The 21566-nt window shown below is 52.8% G+C and carries 11 protein-coding genes; 9 read left to right on the top strand and 2 right to left on the bottom strand.

All coding sequences use genetic code 11. From position 1 onward, the window contains the following. Positions 1 to 2 precede the first annotated feature (2 nt). Together PLF13_12705 and PLF13_12700 are read right to left on the bottom strand one after the other, a co-directional pair. A complete protein-coding gene (locus PLF13_12705; GenBank protein ID HOP08141.1) occupies positions 3 to 2129 on the bottom strand; it encodes a T9SS type A sorting domain-containing protein in 2127 nt (708 codons plus the stop codon). Beyond that, entirely contained in the window at positions 2126 to 5815 is a 3690-nt protein-coding gene (locus PLF13_12700) for a S8 family serine peptidase (GenBank protein ID HOP08140.1), read from the bottom strand. The genes PLF13_12705 and PLF13_12700 overlap by 4 nt, the downstream gene beginning before the upstream one ends. Positions 5816 to 6301: 486 nt before the next feature. Between PLF13_12700 and PLF13_12695 the strand changes: the two genes are divergently transcribed. The 9 genes from PLF13_12695 (at position 6302) to PLF13_12655 (ending at position 21522) form a co-directional block, all read left to right on the top strand. After that, a complete protein-coding gene (locus tag PLF13_12695) occupies positions 6302 to 7807 on the top strand; it encodes a polysaccharide biosynthesis C-terminal domain-containing protein (GenBank protein ID HOP08139.1) in 1506 nt (501 codons plus the stop codon). Positions 7808 to 7860: 53 nt separating this feature from the next. Further along, positions 7861 to 9294, top strand: a complete 1434-nt coding sequence (locus PLF13_12690; protein ID HOP08138.1) for an O-antigen ligase family protein — start codon at positions 7861 to 7863, stop codon at positions 9292 to 9294. A 54-nt stretch (positions 9295 to 9348) separates the two neighbouring features. Then, the gene (locus tag PLF13_12685; protein HOP08137.1) at positions 9349 to 11313 is read left to right on the top strand and encodes a hypothetical protein; all 1965 of its coding nucleotides are present in this window, start codon (positions 9349 to 9351) and stop codon (positions 11311 to 11313) included. Between the two features lie 13 nt (positions 11314 to 11326). After that, entirely contained in the window at positions 11327 to 12679 is a 1353-nt protein-coding gene (locus PLF13_12680; GenBank protein ID HOP08136.1) for a phenylacetate--CoA ligase family protein, read from the top strand. Next, complete coding sequence (locus PLF13_12675) at positions 12676 to 13866, top strand: glycosyltransferase family 2 protein (GenBank protein HOP08135.1); 1191 nt, start codon at positions 12676 to 12678, stop codon at positions 13864 to 13866. Before PLF13_12680 ends, PLF13_12675 begins: the two co-directional genes overlap by 4 nt. Continuing rightward, positions 13859 to 14974: a glycosyltransferase gene (locus PLF13_12670; GenBank protein ID HOP08134.1), complete on the top strand. Its 1116-nt coding sequence runs from the start codon at positions 13859 to 13861 to the stop codon at positions 14972 to 14974. The genes PLF13_12675 and PLF13_12670 overlap by 8 nt, the downstream gene beginning before the upstream one ends. Beyond that, a complete protein-coding gene (locus PLF13_12665) occupies positions 14971 to 16098 on the top strand; it encodes a glycosyltransferase (protein ID HOP08133.1) in 1128 nt (375 codons plus the stop codon). Before PLF13_12670 ends, PLF13_12665 begins: the two co-directional genes overlap by 4 nt. Before the next feature lie 404 nt (positions 16099 to 16502). Beyond that, positions 16503 to 20030, top strand: coding sequence for a hypothetical protein (locus PLF13_12660; protein HOP08132.1), 3528 nt, complete (start codon positions 16503 to 16505; stop codon positions 20028 to 20030). A gap of 136 nt (positions 20031 to 20166) precedes the next feature. After that, positions 20167 to 21522, top strand: coding sequence for a replication-associated recombination protein A (locus PLF13_12655; protein ID HOP08131.1), 1356 nt, complete (start codon positions 20167 to 20169; stop codon positions 21520 to 21522). Positions 21523 to 21566: the final 44 nt, after the last annotated feature.

Raw genomic sequence — 21566 nt, 5'->3', positions numbered from 1 at the left:
GATTATTTGAGCAGCATCATCTTGCGGGACTGGACATAATCCCCGGCCTGCATGCGATAAATATAAACCCCACTGGCGAGCGGATCCCCCCGGACGGCGGAGGCATCCCAATAAACGGTCTGACGTCCCGCACTCATCTTATTATGCAGGATAACCGCGACTCGCTGCCCAAGCAGGTTGAACACTTCTATTTTTACAATAGCGGCTTCCTGCAACTCGAAGTCGATTGCCGTGATCGGATTAAACGGATTGGGGTAGTTTTGCGAGAGATAGAACCGATCCGGCAACTCAGGCGGTGGTGAGACCGAATCCTCTTTATTCAAGTAATAAACATGTACCGAACTGCCTGACGAGGTGACGACCACATTGGAATCGGCTGCGATATATGAACCGGCGCGACCGCCGTACGTGACTAATTCCGGATAGTTTCCCTCCAGCTCATAAATCGCAAAGCCGTTCCGGCCGACAGTCAACAGCCGGTCGTTGTCGATAACCGACCGCGTCACCGGCAGTTTGAGCTGCACGACTGTGTCTCGTGACAACTGTCCGGTTTCGCTGCAGGAGAGATAGTTCATTTTATCGTCATCGAAATATACAACCTGCCCTCCTATTTTCACCAGATCGGTTGCCGGCACCGCCAGAGTAACCTGGCCGGCATACTGAACATCCTCGCCGTCAAGAATGCGATAGGCAACAATAGTCCGTTTCTCGGTCGAGACAATCAGGAACGAATCGATTACGGTAGCATCGAATATCCCCTGATACATCGACCAGGCGGCATCGAACATCACTGCCGAAGAATCGATCAAGGCATAGGTGGAGACATCGCGTCGACTGGTTACCACCACCGCCGATGAGGAGTCGTTCCAGTGATCACGGAATTCTATCGACAGCGGATCAGGATGTCGCAATGAGATTGAATTTTCCAAGTAGTATTCATCACGGGAAACGGCATTCGATATTATTCCGAGCTTGTTGGGGCCATCGAACAGAGCCAGCAGACTGTCACCGTTGTGATCCATGGAGGCAATCCCGCCCAGGCCGTCGAAAAGAGTAAATTCGTATACGGGGCCGTCGCAGAGATCAAAGGAGAACACATCGATCGGATTGTCGGTGCCGCCCGTGAAGAGCTTACCGTCGATTATCTCCAAGCCGGTGATCGGTCCCGGACGATACATCACCTTCTCCACCATGGCGCTGTCTAGATTGATTGAGACCAGTCCGCCATAACGATCCGGCGTCACATAATGGCGATTACCGACCAGGCTAATAATATCACCGTCGGCTTTGATTTCATCGAGTGCGATATCAACCACATCGGTGGAGTCAGAACGATTAACCAGTCTGATGTTACGCTCGTCGACAATCACGAACAGGTCGTAGGTGCACCTCAGGTCCACCGCACTAACGGTATCGGTTACCCATTGGGTAATCCCGGAGCCGGCTCGGCCGAACTCCCCGATCCAGATTCCACCGTTAGTCTCCGACAACAGCACCTCTCCCTCAAACGGTCGAAAGCAGTTCAGGCGGAAAGGCGTATATAGATAATCGCGTTCACCGGTAAAACCGTTTTCATCGACCACTTCGCGATAAATACCATTGTACTCGTCCAGCGCCATGAGCGTATCGCCTACCATTTCTAATTGGGACACCAGAATCGGTTTCATGGTGGAATCGACGAAATGGTACGAATTAAACGACGATCCGGAATAACGCCAGATACCCTCGAACCAGTTCGAAGTATAAATCGAACCCAGAGAGTATTCGAAATCATCGAAAGTCCAGTCGGTATGAAATGCCCCGATTCGCGAGAGTTCGGGCAACTCCGCCAGGTTCAGCACAATGAGGCTGTCACCGGTCGTACGGACAATAAGGGTATCTCCATAAACCTTCATTTTTGAGGGGGACTGATCGAGGAATAACTCATTGATATGCACGAACTGATCCAACCCGACATTGTACTCCAGCACCGCGACACCATCAGTGGAAATAGCCAGCACATAGGATCCGACTGATCGTACGGCTTTAAAGTTATTCCATAACAAGGTATAGTCAGGAGTTGTCCCGATCTGCGCTGAAGCAGAAACCGTCAGCGCCAGCAGTAATATGATAAGCATCAGGCGCTTCATTTCAGCAACATCATCTTCCTGCTCATAATCGAGCTGTCTGTCAGGAGTCGATAAAGATAAATTCCTGAAGCCAATTCCCCGCCGTCAAAGACAGCTTCATGCTGTCCGGCCGGAAGTTTTTCATCGATCAATGTCGCGACTTTTTGTCCGAGGATATTGAACACTTCCAGCCGTACTTCCGATCCTCGGTCGAGATTGAAACGGATCGTCGTACTCGGATTGAACGGATTCGGATAATTCTGCGCCAGAGAAAGTTTCCGGGGCAATGTCGAAGGAGCATCGTCGACATCCGTCCCCGGTCCCAGGAGTCGCAGAATTCCGGAATTGACATTATCTACCAGCAGCTTGGTGCGATTGCGTCCCTCATCGTAAGAGGCATCGAAATCCCACACCAGCATCTGCTGTCCATCGGAAACGAGCATCAACTCCACCAGACCATCCCCGTCCAGATCATCGACTACGGGCGAATAACGCGATGAAAACACCTCGCCGGGTCGGGCCGGTGTGGTAACCGGCCAGTCCGGTAATAAATTGACTTCATGGTCAAAAATATAAACTCTCTCCTGACCGGTACTGGGGAGAATATAGCCGGACCTGAAAATAATCTCGGGATATTCATCACCGGTAAGATTGGCTACCATTGGCGTGGCAAAGGTGACATCATCGTAGAACACTTCACCGTAAGGACGACCGTCACGAGTGAGATATGCGGTGCCGTCGGCGTTGAATATATACATGGAGCCGATGTCGTATTCAAAGAAGGTACAGAGAATTTCCGGGACACCATCGAGATTCAAATCGGCAACCACCGGATAAGAGGCGATCCATGACGCTACATCCGGCAGTGCTATCGGGAAACCGGGGACATCGATTATGCCGTTAGTCTTGGCATAGATATGCGGAACGCCGGTGGTATCGCTACCCAGAATGATTATTTCCGGTAATTGATCGCCGTTAAGATCAGCCAGCGCCGTTCCGTGAACATCGACCACTTTCTGTTGAATAGGCGACAAAGCATCAAATGCCGGTTGACCGGTGCGACCGTCGAATATAGCCATTCCCGAATAAGGATATGGAGAAGTGTATGAAGCAATCAATTCCTGAAGTCCGTCGCCGGTAAGATCACAAGCGCTGACAAACGGCGATGCGAAACCGCCCAGGGAGTAATAGTCGGAAGCTCGCGGATCAAGTGAGGCAAACAGGCCACCTAAGGAGAAGAAATAGCTGGAACCGTCGAACTCATAAGCAAGTACCTGTCCGATACGATTGATAATGACAATAGCCGAGTCCTCATCAACACCAAGCCGGGTAATGGTCGGGTTCGGGAAACCATAACCGTAAGGAATGCGACCGGTGTAGCAGAGAACGGGCCAACCCTCGACCGTGGAACCGTCGGGATTATAGGCGTGAATACCGTCGGCCGATGTGAACACGATCTCTTTTTTACCATCGCGGTCAATATCATAAACGACCGGCACACAGCGAACATTCTCACCAGCGAGGACAGGGAATCCCGCCCGTACCTCACCGTTGGCCTCGAACACCATCAGACCGCGTGAAGTGGCAATGATCAGTTCCCGGATTCCATCTCCGTCCAGATCGTCACACACGGGACTGACTGCGCCCAGACCGGCCAGGTCACGGGGCCAACCCTGAGCGAATGCCGAAGAAACCAGGATACCGACGGAATCGGTCAGGATATCCTCTCCAAAATATCCGTTCAGGTAGATATCGAAGTTTCCGGTGTCCACACCACTGACCGCCCATTCAACGAACAGAGAGTCGAAATACTCACCGGTGGAGGTCATAAGCGTTTTAAGTGTTTCACCCTGTTTCCGGTATTGAACCTTGACCGAATCATAGTCGGGGCCATAGGCATCGCCGATGATGGAAACACTGTACTGCATTTCATAACCCTCGATGGGACTGGATAAAACCAGTCCTCGACCACGGACGTGGATACAATTGGTTACTACGACCGAACCGAATTTATCGGTCAGACGGAACTTAATGTACCCTTGCAGTGAGGGATCGTTGAAAGTGTATATGAGTGAATCGACCGGCAATTCATCGCCGGTGGCCAGAAACTGCCAGTCATCGGAATCGAGACCAATAGTATAATCAAGTTGCCACGAGCCGGTGTAACCGACAACCGGGGCGATTTTCACCGGAATATCACCGGTGTATCGATTCCTCAGAACGGGAGAAGTAAAATGAAGGCCTCCTCCCTGTACCAAAGACAACGATTGTGCCACATTCAAATAACCGTAACCGCTGATCGTGTCGGGACCATACAAAGTATCGCCGACATTCCAGGGATCAACCAGATCATCGGCTCCATAGCGAAGCGCCTCTTCGATCGCATCGAGCGTAAGACCGGGATGTATACCGAGCATAAGCGCCGCTGCCCCGACCACCACCGGTGTTGCCATGGAGGTGCCGTCGGCCAGGTAATAAATGTGATCCACGATGCGGACGCCGGGTTCATAAGCTTCAGCGTACATATCGGTCCCGGAAGCCCGAAGTGAGAGAATGTCCCGGCCCGGAGCGACCACGTCAATATGAGCGCCGTAAGTTGACCAGGTCTCCTGATAACCGTCGGAGTTACCGGCCGCTACGACGAAAGCTGAATCGTAAGCCGCCGGATAGTATCGCTCGTTGTCGCCGGTGTTGCCCGGAGCGATACCGACAAAAACACCGTTACGACGGGCAAACGAAATCGCTTCACGCAACACCGCCGATTCGAACGGCGTTCCCCAACTGATATTGATTGCCTGGGCTCCGGCGTTAACGGCATATACAATTCCGGCCGCTCCCACCGAAGTGGTGGCATTGGGTCGAATTTTAACCGGCATTATCACAGCAAATGGGGCAATACCAACCACCCCGGTGCCGTTGGCGTTGGCGGCGATAATCCCCGCAATATGAGTGCCGTGACCGTGAGTATCGGTCGGGTCGTTGTCGCCCACCGGATCGAATAGTGAGGTCACATCGCCCGATATATCATAACCGCAGGTATCATCGATAAAACCGTTGTGGTCGTCATCCACGCCGTTGTTGGGAATTTCGTCCGGATTTATCCAGATGCGTCCCTCCAGTTCGGGATGCTCAAGATCGGTGCCCGAATCCACCACCGCCACCACCACCCTGGTAGTTTCAGCGGGCGGATCGTCATATACCGGACGCAGGTTGATATCCGCCCCCGGAGTACCGGCTTTGATTACCTGGACATCATTGTATTCGCCATCGTTACGTTCGATTCCGAGATAAGGCTGCCCCTCGTTATTGAGATACCATTGATCGGGGAAAAGATCATCGGTGGGCAGATCGAAAAACTCGAGATAATAATCAGGTTCAACCGACTCAACCCTGTCCGCCCCGATTAACTCGGCGACTTCTGAAGCGTTGAGACTGAGATCGGGCGACTGGAACTGATAAAAACGCTCGAATACCTCAGCTCCGTCCAGAGTCGGCTGGACTTTCAGACGGCTTAACGGGCTGAGTTTCTCGCCGGCGGACAACGCCATACGGGAAGGATCGACTTTGACACCCGGTTTGAACTTGATGATAAACTTCCCCGGCACCGGTCCGACCGGATCAGCCGCCTGGGACATAGTTATCGGTAAACACACCAACACGGCCGGAATTACAATGGCAATGAGTAGTCGTCCGAAAACGGTTGGCATAAATCCTCTATTTATATTCGCAGGAAAACCTGCCCGGCGATCAAAGGGTTCCCTCCCGGTTCCAATACAGAGACGATCAAAGGTGACGGTTGTGTAATCGTCTCTATCAATTAAGATACTATAGGGCAAAAAGTTGTCAAGGCTCAACCAATTGCGGATGGGGGATTGTTGACAAACCTCAATCGCGGCGGAGACAAGCCCCGCCGCTACGCGTTCAAGAGCCCTAACCTCACATAGCGGGCGGCCTTGTGTCGTCCGTATTACAGTTGTTTTTGCTGAATATCCGAGCGTATGACTTTTTCAACACTCCCATTGGTCGGGGGCAAGAAACGGGGTGTCGAACAAGTTGTTCCATACGGCGTTGTTGGAATCAAATGGGGTAATTCCAGCAATCTTTAGCTTTTCAAAGGTGGACTAAGTCTGTTTCTTGGCCGCATGATCCCGACGAAGCTTCCGATACTATAAACAGTTGGGAATCTTCATTATATGAGTACAGTTGTTAAGCAATTAATCAGAAACGTGTTCACCTCCTGGGCCGGCATGGCGGTAACGCTGGCTATTACGTTTCTTTTTACACCGTACCTGATCGACCAACTGGGTAAAAGCCAGTACGGGATTTGGTCGTTGGTATTTTCTCTCATCGCCTATATGAAGCTGGCTGATGCCGGGATGAACCAGGCTGTCGCCAAATATATCCCCCAATACTATGCCACCGGTGATTATGACCAACTCAACCAGGTGGTCAGTTCGGCAGCACGAATCTACACCGTTATCTCATTGCTGATCGTAGCGTTGTCGGTCGGGCTGGCGTTTGGCGTGCTTCAGTTTTTCCAAATCGAGCCCCGGTACCTTGAAGTGGCTCGGATTACCCTGATATTGATTGGGACCAACCAGGCTGTCACCTATATCTTTATCCCGTTTGCCTCACTGCTGCCTTTTCACCGAGCCGACATCGTTAACTACTTCGAAATCGGCGGTATGTTGATTCAAACGCTGTTAATCGTAGTAATGCTCGAACTGGGATTGGGACTGACAGCGATGGCCGGGGTGGTTCTGGTGGTAAATATCATTTCGCATTGTTGGCGTTATCAGATTCGTCGAAAGAAATTCCCGATGGTTAAGTTCTCGCGAGCGGCTATTACCGGCGAGAAAACCCGGGCATTGCTGACATACGGCTCCTATTCGCTGTTGATCGTGGCAGCCTGGATCGTAATCTTCCAGACCGACAACATCGTTATTGGGAAGTTTCTCTCGATGGAAGCAGTTGCGGTTTATGCAGTCCCGGCGGCTATTGTGACACAGTTGCGGAATACGATCAATGCTATTGCCGTACCGATTGTGCCGACCATCAGCCATATCAATGCCCAACAAGATGACCGCCAGGTAATGGAAATATATCTGCGCTCAACCCGGTATCTTTATTATCTCTCGGCTTTGATCTGTGTCGGAGCGCTGATTTTTGGCGGACCGTTCATTCTTCTCTGGGTTAAGGATGGTTTCACGGAATCGATCACCGTCCTGCAAATTTTAATTGTCCCGGCCGCCATTTATCTGCCCCAGATGATTGCCAACTCGGTCCTGTTCGGGGTCAGTCGACACAAGGTCCTGTTTTATATCCTTACTGCCGAGGGCGTTTCCAATATCGCCTTGTCCTTGATTCTGGTGGGGCATTACGGAATCATAGGAGTCGCGTTGGGAACCGCGATACCACAGTTCCTGATATACCTGTTCATTTATCCCAAGGTATTCTACCGGACCATGAACAGCCCGGTAACACCGTTTTACTTGACCGCGCTCAAGTCGGTTGTAATATCGACCGTGATTGCCCTGCCGGTCTCCCTGGGCATGCGTGCTCTGTTACGACCGGAGCATTGGGCTTCGCTGTTTGCCGATGTAGGGATCGTGCTGCTCGTAGCGGTGATCGGATTTTTCGGTCTGATTCTGGAAACCGAAGACCGTGATCGGATTCTGAAAAAGCTGCGGCTGAGGTAATGGTGTGTACAAGAACCGTATGAACATGTCAGGTGAATCGGACCGGGTGTATCATGGGTGAGATCGGACGCCAATACGTTACCAGTAAAGGGCTGTTGATAACAGCTCTGGTTCTGATCTGTGTAATAGGCGGTCTCGGGGTGATTTTCCCCCCGCACATTTACCCCCTCGCAGTGGTCTTCGGGGCCATGGCGGTGTTTTTCATGATGTACAGCCCGATGTCGGCGCTGTTGATCTATTTAATCTTCTTCCTGGCCTGGCCTCAGGAATGGGCTCCTTATTTCAGCTATTTACCCGGTTTTACCGAGCGGATTATCGGTTTCATGGCCATCGGCAGTATGGCCCTCTCGTTCATGTTTCGCCAGCGATCCACTTTTCACCTGGGCTTGCCCGGTTATGGCATCCTGGTCTTTTTTGCCGCCATGGTCCTGACGATGATCTCCTCGTACTATATGACCGCCACCAAGGACGCGCTGGTGGATCTCTTAAGGTTGATAGTTGTATTTATCCTCGTCGTGAATATCGTGGAGACTCCGAAGCAATTACGCTGGGTAGCCCACTTGTATTTCTTCCTGATCATCGTGATGGCAGCCATGTCGATTAACAACTACTACCACGGCGGCTATCAATATCGTATGGGAATCATGCGTGCGATCGGTCTTGGAGGATCGTATGCCGATCCGAACGCTCATGCTGCGACTCTGACCTATGCCGCGCCCCTCATTTTCTACTTCATGAAGGATGCGGCCAATCGCTGGCAAAGACTGCTGCTTGCGGGCGGGTCGGTAATTATTCTGGCCAATATCGTGCTGACCGGATCACGTACGGCCATGGTAGGAGTGCTGTTTCTGGCAGCCGTGGTCATTGCTCGCTCCAAACGTAAGTTCGCCTACACCGCCGTAGCAGTAGTCGGTCTGATGATCGCCGTAATGCTCATGCCCGATCAATATGTCGGGCGTTTCGAATCGACTACTGATTTATCGTCGGAAACCAGTTCGGCCGAATCGGCTCGTGGGCGGATCGAGGGATTGGAACATGGTTTCAAATTGTTCCTGATGCATCCCATTACCGGGGTGGGAGCAGGCTGTTATCTCATTGCACGCGGAACGGAATTCGGAGTCTGGTTCCAGTCACACAATATGCTCGGTGAACTTATCGCCGAAGGCGGCATTGTCGGGTTTTCGGCCTTTTGCTTTTTCACCTATGCCCTGCTGATAACGATCCGGCGCTGCCGAAAACGGCTCAAACGTCTGGAGAAAACCGACGACAACCGTTTCATGTCGTCAATGGTGGAAGGAATCCTGGTTTCCCTCTGGTTGTTGTTCCTGTTCGGTCTGGCCGGACACAACCTCTATCGCTACAACTGGTTCTTTTTTGCAGCGTTCGTGGTAGTGATCGACCGGGAACTGGATCGACAGGAGGCTGCAGCGGAAAAACAAGTTGAACCGGCGCCGTCCGACAACGATCTTCATCCACAAGTCGAATAGATTAGTATCGCACGGATGCGGGTCAGGATTACATAAAGGGAGTTTATCCGATTCATGGGAGATGTTGTCTCCTCGATATTCTTTTTTATCTTTCACTTCACCGCCGTCAGTCCCGGTCTGGTGTTCGCCTGGGTGCAATTTCGCACCGGTAAGATCGAAAATCCGGCTGCCGCGCTGGTGTTGGGATATGCGGTCGGATATGCGTTTGAGATTCTGATCCTGACCCTGTTCATGTATCTGAATTTTCCGGTCTGGATTCCGTCTCTGATAGGAGTATTAAGCTGGACAGCGCTGTTGATCGGACGAAAAAGCGGTGGCCGAACAGCTTTCTCTCCGGGGGACAACCGTGTCGGGTACTTATTCGGTCTGGCCGGTGTGTTGTTGACAGTGATTGTTCTCAGCCGGGTTGGCCGAATCGAGGATGGATATCATATCTACACGACCCTGTTCGTCAACGATTACTTCAACCACATGGCAGTTCCGGCGGCACTGGCTAAGCAGGTCCCCCCGACCAACATCTATTATAACGGTCCCACCGCACACTATTACTGGTTTTTCCATATCGTACCGGCGGCCTTTCACCGCCTGACCGGGTTGAACAGCGACATTCGCCTTATTTTGGGTATCCTGGCAAGCTGCAACATCATCATGCTTTTTGCCGCTTTGCAGCAATTGTTAACCGCAAGTAAAGTGTCTCGCCGAGCCGTCAACTGGACTTTGGCGTTGGTGTTTATCGGCTACAGCTATATGGATTTGTTCATTATCGGGCGGGCGTTCGGCAACATGATCGGCATTACCGATTTGATCCCGGCCACAGGCAAATTCTGGCCAAAAATTGAGGCGTTTTCCGGTCTGTCGCACAGTTATGTCAGAGACTTTTTCGTCGAGCCCCATGCTGTTGCGGCCACTTTACTGGGAATCGGTACTATCCTGGTATATCTGGGTGCTCTGGGAAAAAGATCGCGTCTGATCGACGGCGCCCTGATCGGCTTGTTGGCCCTGACTTGTTTCGGCTGTGACTCGTTCATGGGGACAATTGTCGTGCTGTGGCTGATCGTAGTGAATCTGCTGGATCTCATCCGCCATCGGGATTGGAACGGCAAGTTGAAACTGGTGGCCGGGGTAGGAATCATAGCGATAGCTGGATACTTCTTCGTGTTCGGCCTGCACATGATCGGCGGTCAGGGAGGCATGTTGTCGTTCCAGCCGATGTTGGCCGTGATAGCTACCCTGCCTTTCTACCTCGCCCTCGATTATGGTCCGCTCTTTCTTTTCGGACTGGCCGGCTGGTGGCGTGTCTGGCGAGAGCGACTGAGTTTCCCGACCGTACATCTGTGGATTCTGGCCGGGATCGCGTTATTATTCGGTTTGTTCATTCGCCATGCGGTCGAACCGGATATCCTGCTGCGGAAATCGGGCAAACCGCTGCAACTGGCTTTATTGGTCGGAGCGGCGGTTTTGTTGGAAAAAGTTCTTAAGAAAAAAGGGCGGGGACGCAAGATTGTTATCGTTATGTTGATTTTCTCCGCCCCGACTCTGCTGCTCGATCTTCAGGCTTTCGGTGGATTTTTCGGCAGTCGAGGGCTTGAAAACCGTATTGCCGCCACCGACTATACCGCCCTGCGCTGGGTACGAAAAAACACTGAACCGAACGCCGTAGTGCAGGGAACACCGGGCTATCCGGGAGACTACCTTTATGATATCAATCCCGTCCCGGCTCTCGCGGAACAACCGGTCGGCGTCGGTACATTCATGTTGGCCGCCCTGTGGGGAGTAGGCAACGGACCGGCTATTGACAGAATCAAACAAGTCGAAGAAATGTTCAATGCCGACTCGATTTTACAGGTTGTGCCGGTACTCGACAGCCTCAACATCGGTTATCTCTATCTCGGACCAAAAGAAACCGAGCGATATATCCTTCGCCCGGAGTTATTCACGGCGAATGATTCATTGTTCGAAAAGGTATACGATTTTGACTCGGTGACGATCTTACGATACAGAGGCAGCACCAAACACTGAAGCCGGATACGTTATGGACCTGATCAAGACCATTGCACAAAAGATATTTATTCCGCTTTCCTGGCATCGAGAGGGATTCGCGATAAAACCGACCTGGGCGGCTCTGGAAGAATCCCAGTATTGGCCCAAAGAGAAACTGCTGGAATTACAATGGAAGCGTCTTGCCCATATCATAGACGAAGCATATCGGTATGTTCCTTACTACCGTGAGAAATTCGACGAGCACGGCATCCGTCCCGAGGATATCAAGTCTCCCGACGATATCAAGAAACTCCCGATTCTGACCAAACAGGATATTCGAGAGAATATCGACCGGATGATTTCCGAACGGTTCCGGGGAGAACGTCTGATCCCCAAAAAAACCGGCGGTTCCACCGGGGTGCCGCTCAAACTGTTTTGGAGTGTCGCGGCGACCACGGCTAAGAAAGCGGCTACGATGCGCCACGATGCCTGGACCGGTTATCGTTTAGGCGAGAAGCTGGCCATTCTCTGGGGAGCCGAGGCCGAGGATGCCACTCTCCGCTTCAAGATATACAACAAGTTGACCTCGCGGCGCATTGCTCTCGATACGTTACAAATGGATGAAACCACCACGATGGCCTTCATCAACCGGTTGCGGAAATTCGGCGCCAAGTTCTTATTCGGACATGCCCATTCCCTTTATATTTTTGCCCTGTTCGTAAAGGAACACGGCCTGACCGATCTACCGACCGAGAGCATTCTGTCAACGGCGGAGGTCCTCACCGAAAACGAACGAGCGGAAATAGAACGGGTTCTGCAAGCACCGTTGTTCGACCGTTACGGCTGCGAGGAATTATCCATTGTGGCCTCGGAGTGTGAAGCGCATGAGGGTATGCACCTCCATGCCGAGGGACTCTGGGTTGAGACCGACGGCGCCGATGAAACCACTCCGGCCGACCTGATTATCACCGACCTGACCAACGAAGCGATGCCGCTTATTCGTTATCGGCTGGAGGACATGGCCACGGTTTTGAAGGGTGACTGTCCTTGCGGACGAACTCTCCCCCGGCTTGGGAAACTTTACGGCCGACACACCGATTTCCTTTACACCCCGGACGGAAGAATGCTCTCCGGAATTTCGATCATGGTTAACCTGGCAATAGAAATCCCCGGTATCTGGCAGGTTCAGGTAGTGCAGGACAAACTCGACCACCTGCTTTTCCGGATCGTTAAAACCGACAAGTTCGGTGAGTACAGCCTGAAGCAACTGGCCGAAGCTGTCCCACAGTTTTTCGGCCGGGGAATGACCTATGACGTGGAATATGTCCCGGAGTTATCGCGCACGCCACGGGGGAAATACCAATTTTCGATCTGTCAGATCGATAAACCGGGTCGTATGATATGATTTTCCTGACCTGGTTGATAATTGCTTTAACGGCCCTTCTGATTGCAGGGGTGGTTTATCTGTGGTTATTGGCGCTCGTGGGCTGTACCTCCGTACGACATCCGGAGAAATCCGAGAAAACATACCGTTTTCTGACCATCGTACCGGCATACAACGAAGGTGAACACCTGATTCCGACGCTGAAGAGTCTGGCTCAAATACAATCATCACACAGCAATCGGGTCGTGGTCGTTGCCGACAACTGTACCGACAACACGGCCGAGATTGCCGCCGGTCATGGCGTGGAGGTATACGAACGCCACGACCTCGACAGACGCGGTAAAGGCTATGCCATCGAATGGATCATCGAACAAGTCGGCCTGGAAAACTCGGACTTTGTCCTGATCGTGGATGCCGACACCATCGTCGATCAAAATATCCTGGAGGTCCTCGCCGTAACCTTCGAGAAAGGCGCAGCGGCAGTACAGACGGGTTATTACTTCGTACCCGATAAAAAAGCCTCGCCCCTGGCTCTACTGCAATATATGGCCAGCCTGGTGGAAAATCGTCTTTTCTACGAAGCCCGCTCACGACTCGGCTTTCACGGGCTGTTGCGAGGAACAGGCATGGCGCTTCGCTCGAAGATGCTGGCCCGCCTGCCGTGGGATTCTCATTCCATAACCGAAGATGTCGATTATGCGGTCAAGATCATTCTGGCCGGACAACAAGTAGCTTTTACCGCGGCCACTTCGGTCTACAGCACCGCCACTGTCGACTACGATCAAGCAGCGACCCAGAAAAAGCGCTGGGCCTCAGGAACGTTCGCTCTCATTGCCGACCATTTCCCGGCGCTGTTCCTGCGAGGGTTGGCCTTCCGCCCCAAACTTATCGAACTGGCCGGAGCATTACTGCTGCTTAGCCGCCCCCTCATGATCTATCTAGCTTTTGTTTTGATGCTGTTGTCACTGGTCTTAACGAAACCCCTCGGATGGCTCCTCGCCGGGATCAATCTGGCTGCTATGATAGCCTTGATAGTGTATCTGTTGCTTGGGGCATTTCTTATGGAAGACCGCTCACGGGCCTTGCGGGCAATCGCCGCAGCACCCGCTTACGGCTTCTGGTTCATCGGCGTGCAATTAAAATCGCTGCTGGGATTACGCAAATCATCCTGGGAGCGCACGGAAAGGAAATCCGACGCCGATGACTAAACACCGGGTTCTGCATCTGCGTGCGGGGAGTTTCTTCGGCGGACCGGAACGGCAGTTGCGACAGCACGCCCAAAGCATGGCTGACTCCGATTTCGAATTGACCGTGGCGGCTTTTTCCGAGGCAGGACAACGACCGGCGTTCCTCGATGAATTAGCCGGAGCGGGGATAAAAGTTGCCCATCTGCCGACCTCGAGTTCTTACGATATTAGCGCCTTTGGTCTTCTGCGCCGATTCGTGGATGAAAACAATTTTGACATCGTCTGTACCCACGACTACAGGACACGTTTCATCACCCGTTTTGCCCGGTTACGACCGGGAGTGCGTTGGCTTGCGGTTTCACGCGGCGGGACTTCCGAAAATCTGAAGGTCTCTTTCTTCAACGCCATCGATCGTAAACTGATTCGCGCTGCCGATAAAATCGTGGCGGTGTCGCATGATCTGAAGGAGCAGATGCTTCGGTCGGGTATCCCCGAAAACAAAATAGTCGTGATCCAAAACGCCATAGATGCCGAATTCCATGCTTCCCAGCAACCGGTCGATCTCCGGAAGCGGTTCAACCTGAGCGACGACTCCATAATCGCCGTCGCCGCCGGTCGCTTCAGTTCCGAAAAGGGGCAAAGATATCTGATTGAAGAAGCCGTAACCGCATGTCACACCGTGCCTCACCTGCATCTGATTCTTTTCGGTAACGGCCCCGATCTCCAGGAAATGAAAGACTTATCCCTGCAATTGGGCATTGCCGGGAGGATCACTTTCCCCGGCTTTGAGAAGAATTTCACCCCTTGCCTTAAGGGCGCCGATATTCTGGTCAATCCTTCCCGCTCCGAAGGACTCCCTAACATTGTCATGGAAGCAATGGCGGTAGGTCTTCCGGTCATAGCAACGGCTGTCGGAGATGTACCGAAATTGATTCTTCCGGATCAAACCGGTATCCTGATCGAATACGGTCAACCGGAGGTGCTGAGTCGAGCCTTGATTAAACTGGCTGAGGACAAACGGCTGCGTACTGATCTGGCCAAAGCGGCCGGCAAGTATATTCGCGAGCGGTTTTCAGTCGAAAGACAAACAGCCGAATGGACAGCTCTGTACCGGGAGATGCTTCAATGATAAAGATCGCTTACGTCATTGACACAATCGTCTCACCGCGAGCCGGCAGTGAAAATCAACTGCTCAAAATCCTGGCTCATCTGGATCGCGCCGAATTCGAGCCACACCTGATCACCTTACGTGAAAGCGAATGGCTTAACCGGAATAAACTTCCCTGCGCCTATTTCAACGTGGGGATCAGCTCTATCGTTTCGCCCGGCTTCATTCGCGCCCGAAACCGCTTTGCCGAATACTGCCGGAATAACCGGATCGACCTGCTCCAGTCATTTTTTATCGACAGCAATATGTTCGCGGCTCTCTGCAGCAGGAAGGCCGGAGTAAAAGCAACCATAGCAGGACGGCGGAGTGTCGGAGCCGGGTATTGGCACAGTCCCAAAATGGTGCGGATATTCAGGTGGCTGAGCAAGCGTACCACCCATTACGTCGCCAACTCCCGGGCCGTAGCCGAGGAAACGATCAGGGTCGAGCGGGTTGCCCCGAACCGGGTCAGCGTTGTGCCCAACGCAATCGATATCGAACGTTTTTCACCTCCATCGCCGGAGCAAATCACAACTATACGTCGGAAATGGGGTGTCCCAGTCAACGCCATCGTTATCGGCGCTGTGGCCAATCTCAGGCCGGTGAAAAATATCCCTTTCCTGATCGAAGCGGCGGAACCGTTGATCAAAAAACACGATGATCTTTATTTCGTGGTGTTAGGCGAAGGAGATCTCCGACCAGACCTGGAACAGATGATCCAGGTGAAAAACCTCAGCGGAAGATTCCTGTTGCCCGGTTCCTCAACTGCGGTCGAACGCGACCTGTATGCCTTCGATATTGCCGTTCTCTGTTCTCACGGCGAAAGTCTTTCGAATTCATTGATGGAATATATGACTTGCGCTCGGCCATCGATTGCCTCGAACGTCGGCGGCAACCGGGAATTGCTCACCTCCGATTCGTTGGGCTTCCTTTACGAACCGGGTCACCACGAGCAGTTCGGTGCCATTGCCGAACGACTTATCACCAACCCTGACCTTCGTAAACAGGTGGGAGCAACAGCTCGGGCAAGCGCCTGCGAGCGATTTTCATTGCAGCCCGTTATGGCTCAGTGGGAAAACCTCTATCGGCGACTGATTGATCCTTAGTATTGCCTGTAAACAGTAAGTGCCATGAACTTCATATAGAGGGAGTAACTCTCCTGGAGAATCAGGGAATGCTTGCCTTGATCCTGCACAATTCGAACGACATCAAGCCAAACTTTAATCATGCCACATATCAGCATGACATACATCGCCTTACGAGCGACACCTCATCGAACAATACAACTCTGATCGTTTCTTGAACAACCGGGCCAATAACCGGCTTCCGTGGCGAATCTCTAATGAGTTGACCAATGGCCGGTTAGCGGTAAAGTGCCGATATAAGCCGAAAGGTATGGTTTTTGTTGTATTGCAGAGGCCAACAAGGTATAAAACAGGGGTATGTGAAGGATCGATATATATGAGGGGACCCTTCACAGCCATAAAATAGTAATCTGTGGGGACTGATAATGATCAGCACTAAAATTAGAATCAGGACCAGACCTGCCCGATATTGGCAATCATTTCTTATCGCGGCAGTCTTGACCTTAACAGCGGCCTTCTCTGCATCAGCCGATCCGGACCTGACTCCGAGTGTGAACTATTTCAACTTCGATTATGGTTCAACCGCTATGTCCGATGAATTGGACTCGATCATTGCCGGACGGTATGAAGTCCTGGTGGCCGATCTGTCCTATGGCTGGCAGTATGCGGAGAAATACAACGACCTGTACGCGCACGATCAGGATATGGAGTTCTATGTTTACCTGAACTTCAACGATCCTTACGCCGCTTCAGCCCTGTTGGATCCGGTGAATGAATTCGTCGGGCCGCTTATGGAAGCCGATGGACATGACTCCACGGCTATGTACTGGCATTCTTATGACTACACCACTACCGATTTCGGTTCCTATCAGCCCTACAGTTCAAGCGAATTCGGATCACGTCTTCTGACCTACAGCGGTACCCGGGCGTTGATAAACAACACCGATCTTAATTTCATTCACCATTTCACCACCTATGCCGACAGTATCCGCAGCAAACACACAGGTACACGTAATTACGAGATTGCCGGACTCTGGTTCGACAATATGTCGGTTCCTCAGACCTGTGGTGTGACAACCAGTACCTCGGGTCGCCATATTTACGAGGCGGCGCTGGGTGGCCCGGACGCCCAATACGGCGGCTGGACCATCTCCGCCTGGCAGCGAGCTTTTCGTGACACCGTGCTGGTGAAATACATGGCGATCCTCGGCGACAGCCTCGAGAATCGTCTTGGTCTGAAGGTCTGTATCAACGCCTTGACGTGGGCTTACGGCGATGAAGATGACTATGCCGCCGGTCTCCAATGGGCATATTTCGACGGCAGCCTGGTAAAACCGGTCCATCGTGAGTATGAGTTCGGGGTGTCTCCTCACGACCACAACCAACAGCTTCTCTACCCCGGTCCGAACAATTCGGCCACCTCGATCAATCCCGCAGTGGACGGCGCATCATACAATCCGGTTTCAATTTATGCCGGTCAGGTTGATTGCTCCCGTGAAGGTGTGGAGAACTGGTTCAATCCCGGTCATGGTTTTCTCGAATACAGTTTCCGTGAGTACTGGTACGACTGCCTGGTGACTTATTTCCTCTGGCGTTCAGCCACCAGCTTCGTGAGTTTTGCCAATGTACCGGAAACCCGCCTCGGTGTCCTGAACTGGCTCGACGGTGGAGCTTCGGACGGTAAATGTGTCGCCGCCGGTATGCCCGGCGACAGTTGTTATTGGATCGGTGCCCTCGGTGTTCGAATCGGGCGTGACGGCGCTGATCCGGCCTGGGACAACGACGTCATCGACTGGTATGCCGCATCGGTTGAATGCGATGAATGCACGATCACAGCCGGTCAGGGTAAGGACGATGTTAGCCAGAACTGGGTGGTCTTTCGCCGTACCTGGAACGGCGACGACGGCTACCGCTATATGATCCTCATGCGCCCGGCAGGTCGCTGGCAAACGACTTTTGCCGGTTCGCACAGCCCGGACATCCCACTTCTGGACGGTCCCTGGCAGCAGTTGAGTCCTGACGGTGAATGGGGTTCGGCGGTATCGAGCGTATCGTTTCAAAACGGCTGCGGCGGGATATTTCGTGCCTCCGCCGATGACTGCGCCAATCCGCCCTCGGTCCCGACCCTATCTTCACCTAATGATGGATCCGCGGTCAGCACCCTGCATCCGCAGTTGTGTATAAACAACTCAACTCCGGCCGATGGCTGCAGTGATGCACACACATATACTTATGAGATCTATTACGACCTGACGCTCACGGCCCCGGTCGACAATCCGGTTACGACCAGTGAAGGTACTGAAACATCGTGTTACACTCCGATGACAGCCCTTCCTTCCGGACATTGTCTCTGGTGGCGAGTGCGATGCAGCAACGGTACGGCCAGTTCTAATTGGGCCGGTCCGTTTTCGTTCCTGACGCCCAACTCAGCACCTCCGGCGCCGACACCGGTATCTCCGGCTAATGAGGATACTCTGTCCGCTTATCAGCCGAACCTCGTAGTCAACGCTGTGACCGATCCGGATGGGACCGACGTCGTCTATCAGTTCGAGATATCGAAATTCTCCGACTTCTCGGCGCTGGCCGGATCCGGAGTAGTAACAGATTCCGATGGCCAGGCGACCTGGCAAGTCGGAACAGCTCTGGACAATAACTCCATTTATTACTGGCGGGCTCGCGCTTACGACGGCATCGATTACTCGGCTTACAGCTCTCCCCGCTGGTTTTATGTCGAGGTCGGCGGTAATACGCCCCCCTCTCCCCCAACCGGATACAGCCCGGCCAATGGAGAAACCACCGCGGTTACATCACCTACTCTGACCGTAAACAACGGCTCGGATCAGGATGGCAATTCTCTCACTTATGGCTTCGAACTATATGCGGCCGATTCCACTACGATGCTCTGGAACACCAGCGGTGTTGCCGAGGGTTCTTTGCGGACATCTACTACCGTATCACTGACTCTGGTAACCGGTCTGGATTATGTCTGGCGCGCCAACTGCCATGACGGCATCATTGCCTCGGACTGGTCCAATTGGTATCGATTCAGCCTCAGTGAAACTGCCCCGCCTGATGAGCCGCCGGGAACTCCGGTGAACAGACTTCCGACCAACGGCGCCATCGTGTCCGGAGAACCGATCCAGCTTGAAATCGACAACTCTCTGGATCCGGACGGCGACCCGGTTTTCTACGACTTCAGGATATATTATGACGCCGCTTTGACAATCGTATCGGAAGAGATCGAGAATATCGCTGAAGGCAATGATGGAACATCCGCCATTTGTTCATTTGTTCCGGAGCACAACCACACCTATTACTGGCGGGTGCTGGCCCACGATGAAGACGGCTGGTCGCCGCCCTCGAATCAGACCAACTTCAAATACGTGTCGTTGTCGGTTAATGTCGACGAGGACGCCGCGAGTCCTTCGAGCCCGCCCAGCGGTGCGGTAATTCACACGGACCGGCCGATTCTCAAGGTGAACAACGTCCAGAATGAAATCGACAATCTGTATTATTTCGATATCTCCACGGATTCTTCGTTCGTTACACCGGTCATTTCCTCGGAGGCGGTGCCGGAGCAACTCGGCGATGTTACCGAGTGGCAGGTCCCCGAGCGTCTCGAAGCCCAGCAGCTTTATTACTGGCGGGCAAAAGCGGATGAAATGGCTTACGGTCCGCTGGCAACATTTACGATTACCGATGTCATATTCGCCTCACCGATTCCGGTGCATTTTGCCCAGGGCGAAGTCCTGACTTTCCATCTTCCGGCCGAGCCGGTCGAACTTCTTATTACTACCGCCCTGTCCGGCGAGACAGTCGAGCATCGCAATGGGTTGACCGGTGAATGGGTTTGGGACGGCACCAACCAATCCGGTCACAAGGTCGCCAGCGGCGTTTACCTTTGGACCATTGTCGGCACCGATTACGAGGGCAAAATAGTCGTTAAGCCCTGACCCTCTCGTCCTGATCATATAATATCGTTATAGAAGATTATTGGCGGGTGTCGTATGTGCGGCACCCGCTTTTTCGTGCTTCAGCGGCGGTCTGATTGTGATTGTCGGAGACGTTTCGATTAGCTATTATGGGGCAATGGATTTCTTTTCCGGACATGAAGAGTCAGTCGCCGGGGAACGACCCACAACCAAGCCCCTGGCGGACCGGATGCGCCCGCATAATTTCGACGAATTCGCCGGACAACAGAAAATTGTCGGCCCCGGGACACCGTTGCGAAGGTCGATCGACGAGGATCGAGTCGGATCATCGATCTTCTGGGGACCGCCGGGTTCGGGCAAAACCACTCTAGCGACTTTGATAGCTCACGCCACCCGGGGGCAATTCGTACCGTTCTCGGCCGTGACAGCCTCGATTAAAGAGGTCAAGCAGTTGATCTCCAAAGCCGGCGACTATTACAAGCTGTCCGGTCGACGGACCTATGTGTTTGTCGATGAGATCCATCGCTTTAACAAAGCTCAACAGGACGCCTTCCTTCCCTACGTCGAATCGGGCGACATCATATTGATCGGCGCTACCACGGAGAATCCCTCATTCGAGGTCAACTCAGCGCTGTTGTCGCGAATGCGCGTCTACGTTCTCCAGAGACTGCAACCCGAGGATCTGGCCGATCTCGTGCGCCGGGCGTTACTTGATGAAGATCGCGGTCTGGGTGCCATGAATTTGACTGCCGATGACGATGCGATCGCATTCCTCGCAGAAGCCGGAGACGGCGATGCCCGACGCGCGCTTTCGCTGCTGGAGGCAACCGCCGCCTATGTTGGAAACGGAGGACAACTGACCCTCGAGGTTTTACGCGAAGTACATCAGAAAGGATCGGCCGTCTACGACAAAAGCGGTGAGGAACATTACAACCTCATATCGGCCCTTCATAAAACGATTCGAGGCGGTGACCCGGATGCGGCGCTGTACTGGCTGGCGAGAATGCTCGAGGGAGGTGAAGACCCGATGTATATCCTGCGGCGCTTGATCCGATTCGCAACCGAGGATATCGGGCTGGCCGATCCGTACGCGCTTACTCTCGCTCTTAACGCTCGGGATACTTACCATTTTCTCGGATCACCCGAGGGTGAACTGGCTATCGCTGAACTCAGCGTTTATATGGCCTGTGCGCCTAAATCCAATGCGATCTATATCGCCTTCGGACAAGCTCGGAAGGATGCTTCGGAAAAGGGCTCTTTGCCGGTGCCGTTGAGCCTTCGCAATGCCCCCACCTCACTGATGAAAGAACTAGGGTACGGCGACGGTTACCAGTATGCCCACGACTACCAGGACGCTATCACAAGCCAGGAATACATGCCGGATAATCTTCAGGGAAGACAGTATTACCGGCCAACTGATCTGGGCCGGGAGAAGAAAATTGCTGAGTACCTGGAGCGTTTTCGCTCTTATCGACATGAGATAATGAATCAAAAGAAAAATCCGTCGGATTGATCCAACGGATTTTATATCCCTTCAGCCGGCAGACGTTTAGCCTG

The sequence above is a fragment of the Candidatus Zixiibacteriota bacterium genome, assembly GCA_035380245.1.
GTDB lineage: Bacteria > Zixibacteria > MSB-5A5 > GN15 > FEB-12 > DAOSXA01.
Note: the sequence above shows the minus strand (reverse complement) of the source record. Positions and strands in the feature narration are given on the sequence as shown.

Coding starts and splice junctions, on each gene's coding strand:
- PLF13_12705 (HOP08141.1), bottom strand. CDS start 2,129: ATGAAGCGCCTGATGCTTATCATATTACTGCTGGCGCTGACGGTTTCT.
- PLF13_12700 (HOP08140.1), bottom strand. CDS start 5,815: ATGCCAACCGTTTTCGGACGACTACTCATTGCCATTGTAATTCCGGCC.
- PLF13_12695 (HOP08139.1), top strand. CDS start 6,302: ATGAGTACAGTTGTTAAGCAATTAATCAGAAACGTGTTCACCTCCTGG.
- PLF13_12690 (HOP08138.1), top strand. CDS start 7,861: ATGGGTGAGATCGGACGCCAATACGTTACCAGTAAAGGGCTGTTGATA.
- PLF13_12685 (HOP08137.1), top strand. CDS start 9,349: ATGGGAGATGTTGTCTCCTCGATATTCTTTTTTATCTTTCACTTCACC.
- PLF13_12680 (HOP08136.1), top strand. CDS start 11,327: ATGGACCTGATCAAGACCATTGCACAAAAGATATTTATTCCGCTTTCC.
- PLF13_12675 (HOP08135.1), top strand. CDS start 12,676: ATGATTTTCCTGACCTGGTTGATAATTGCTTTAACGGCCCTTCTGATT.
- PLF13_12670 (HOP08134.1), top strand. CDS start 13,859: ATGACTAAACACCGGGTTCTGCATCTGCGTGCGGGGAGTTTCTTCGGC.
- PLF13_12665 (HOP08133.1), top strand. CDS start 14,971: ATGATAAAGATCGCTTACGTCATTGACACAATCGTCTCACCGCGAGCC.
- PLF13_12660 (HOP08132.1), top strand. CDS start 16,503: ATGATCAGCACTAAAATTAGAATCAGGACCAGACCTGCCCGATATTGG.
- PLF13_12655 (HOP08131.1), top strand. CDS start 20,167: ATGGATTTCTTTTCCGGACATGAAGAGTCAGTCGCCGGGGAACGACCC.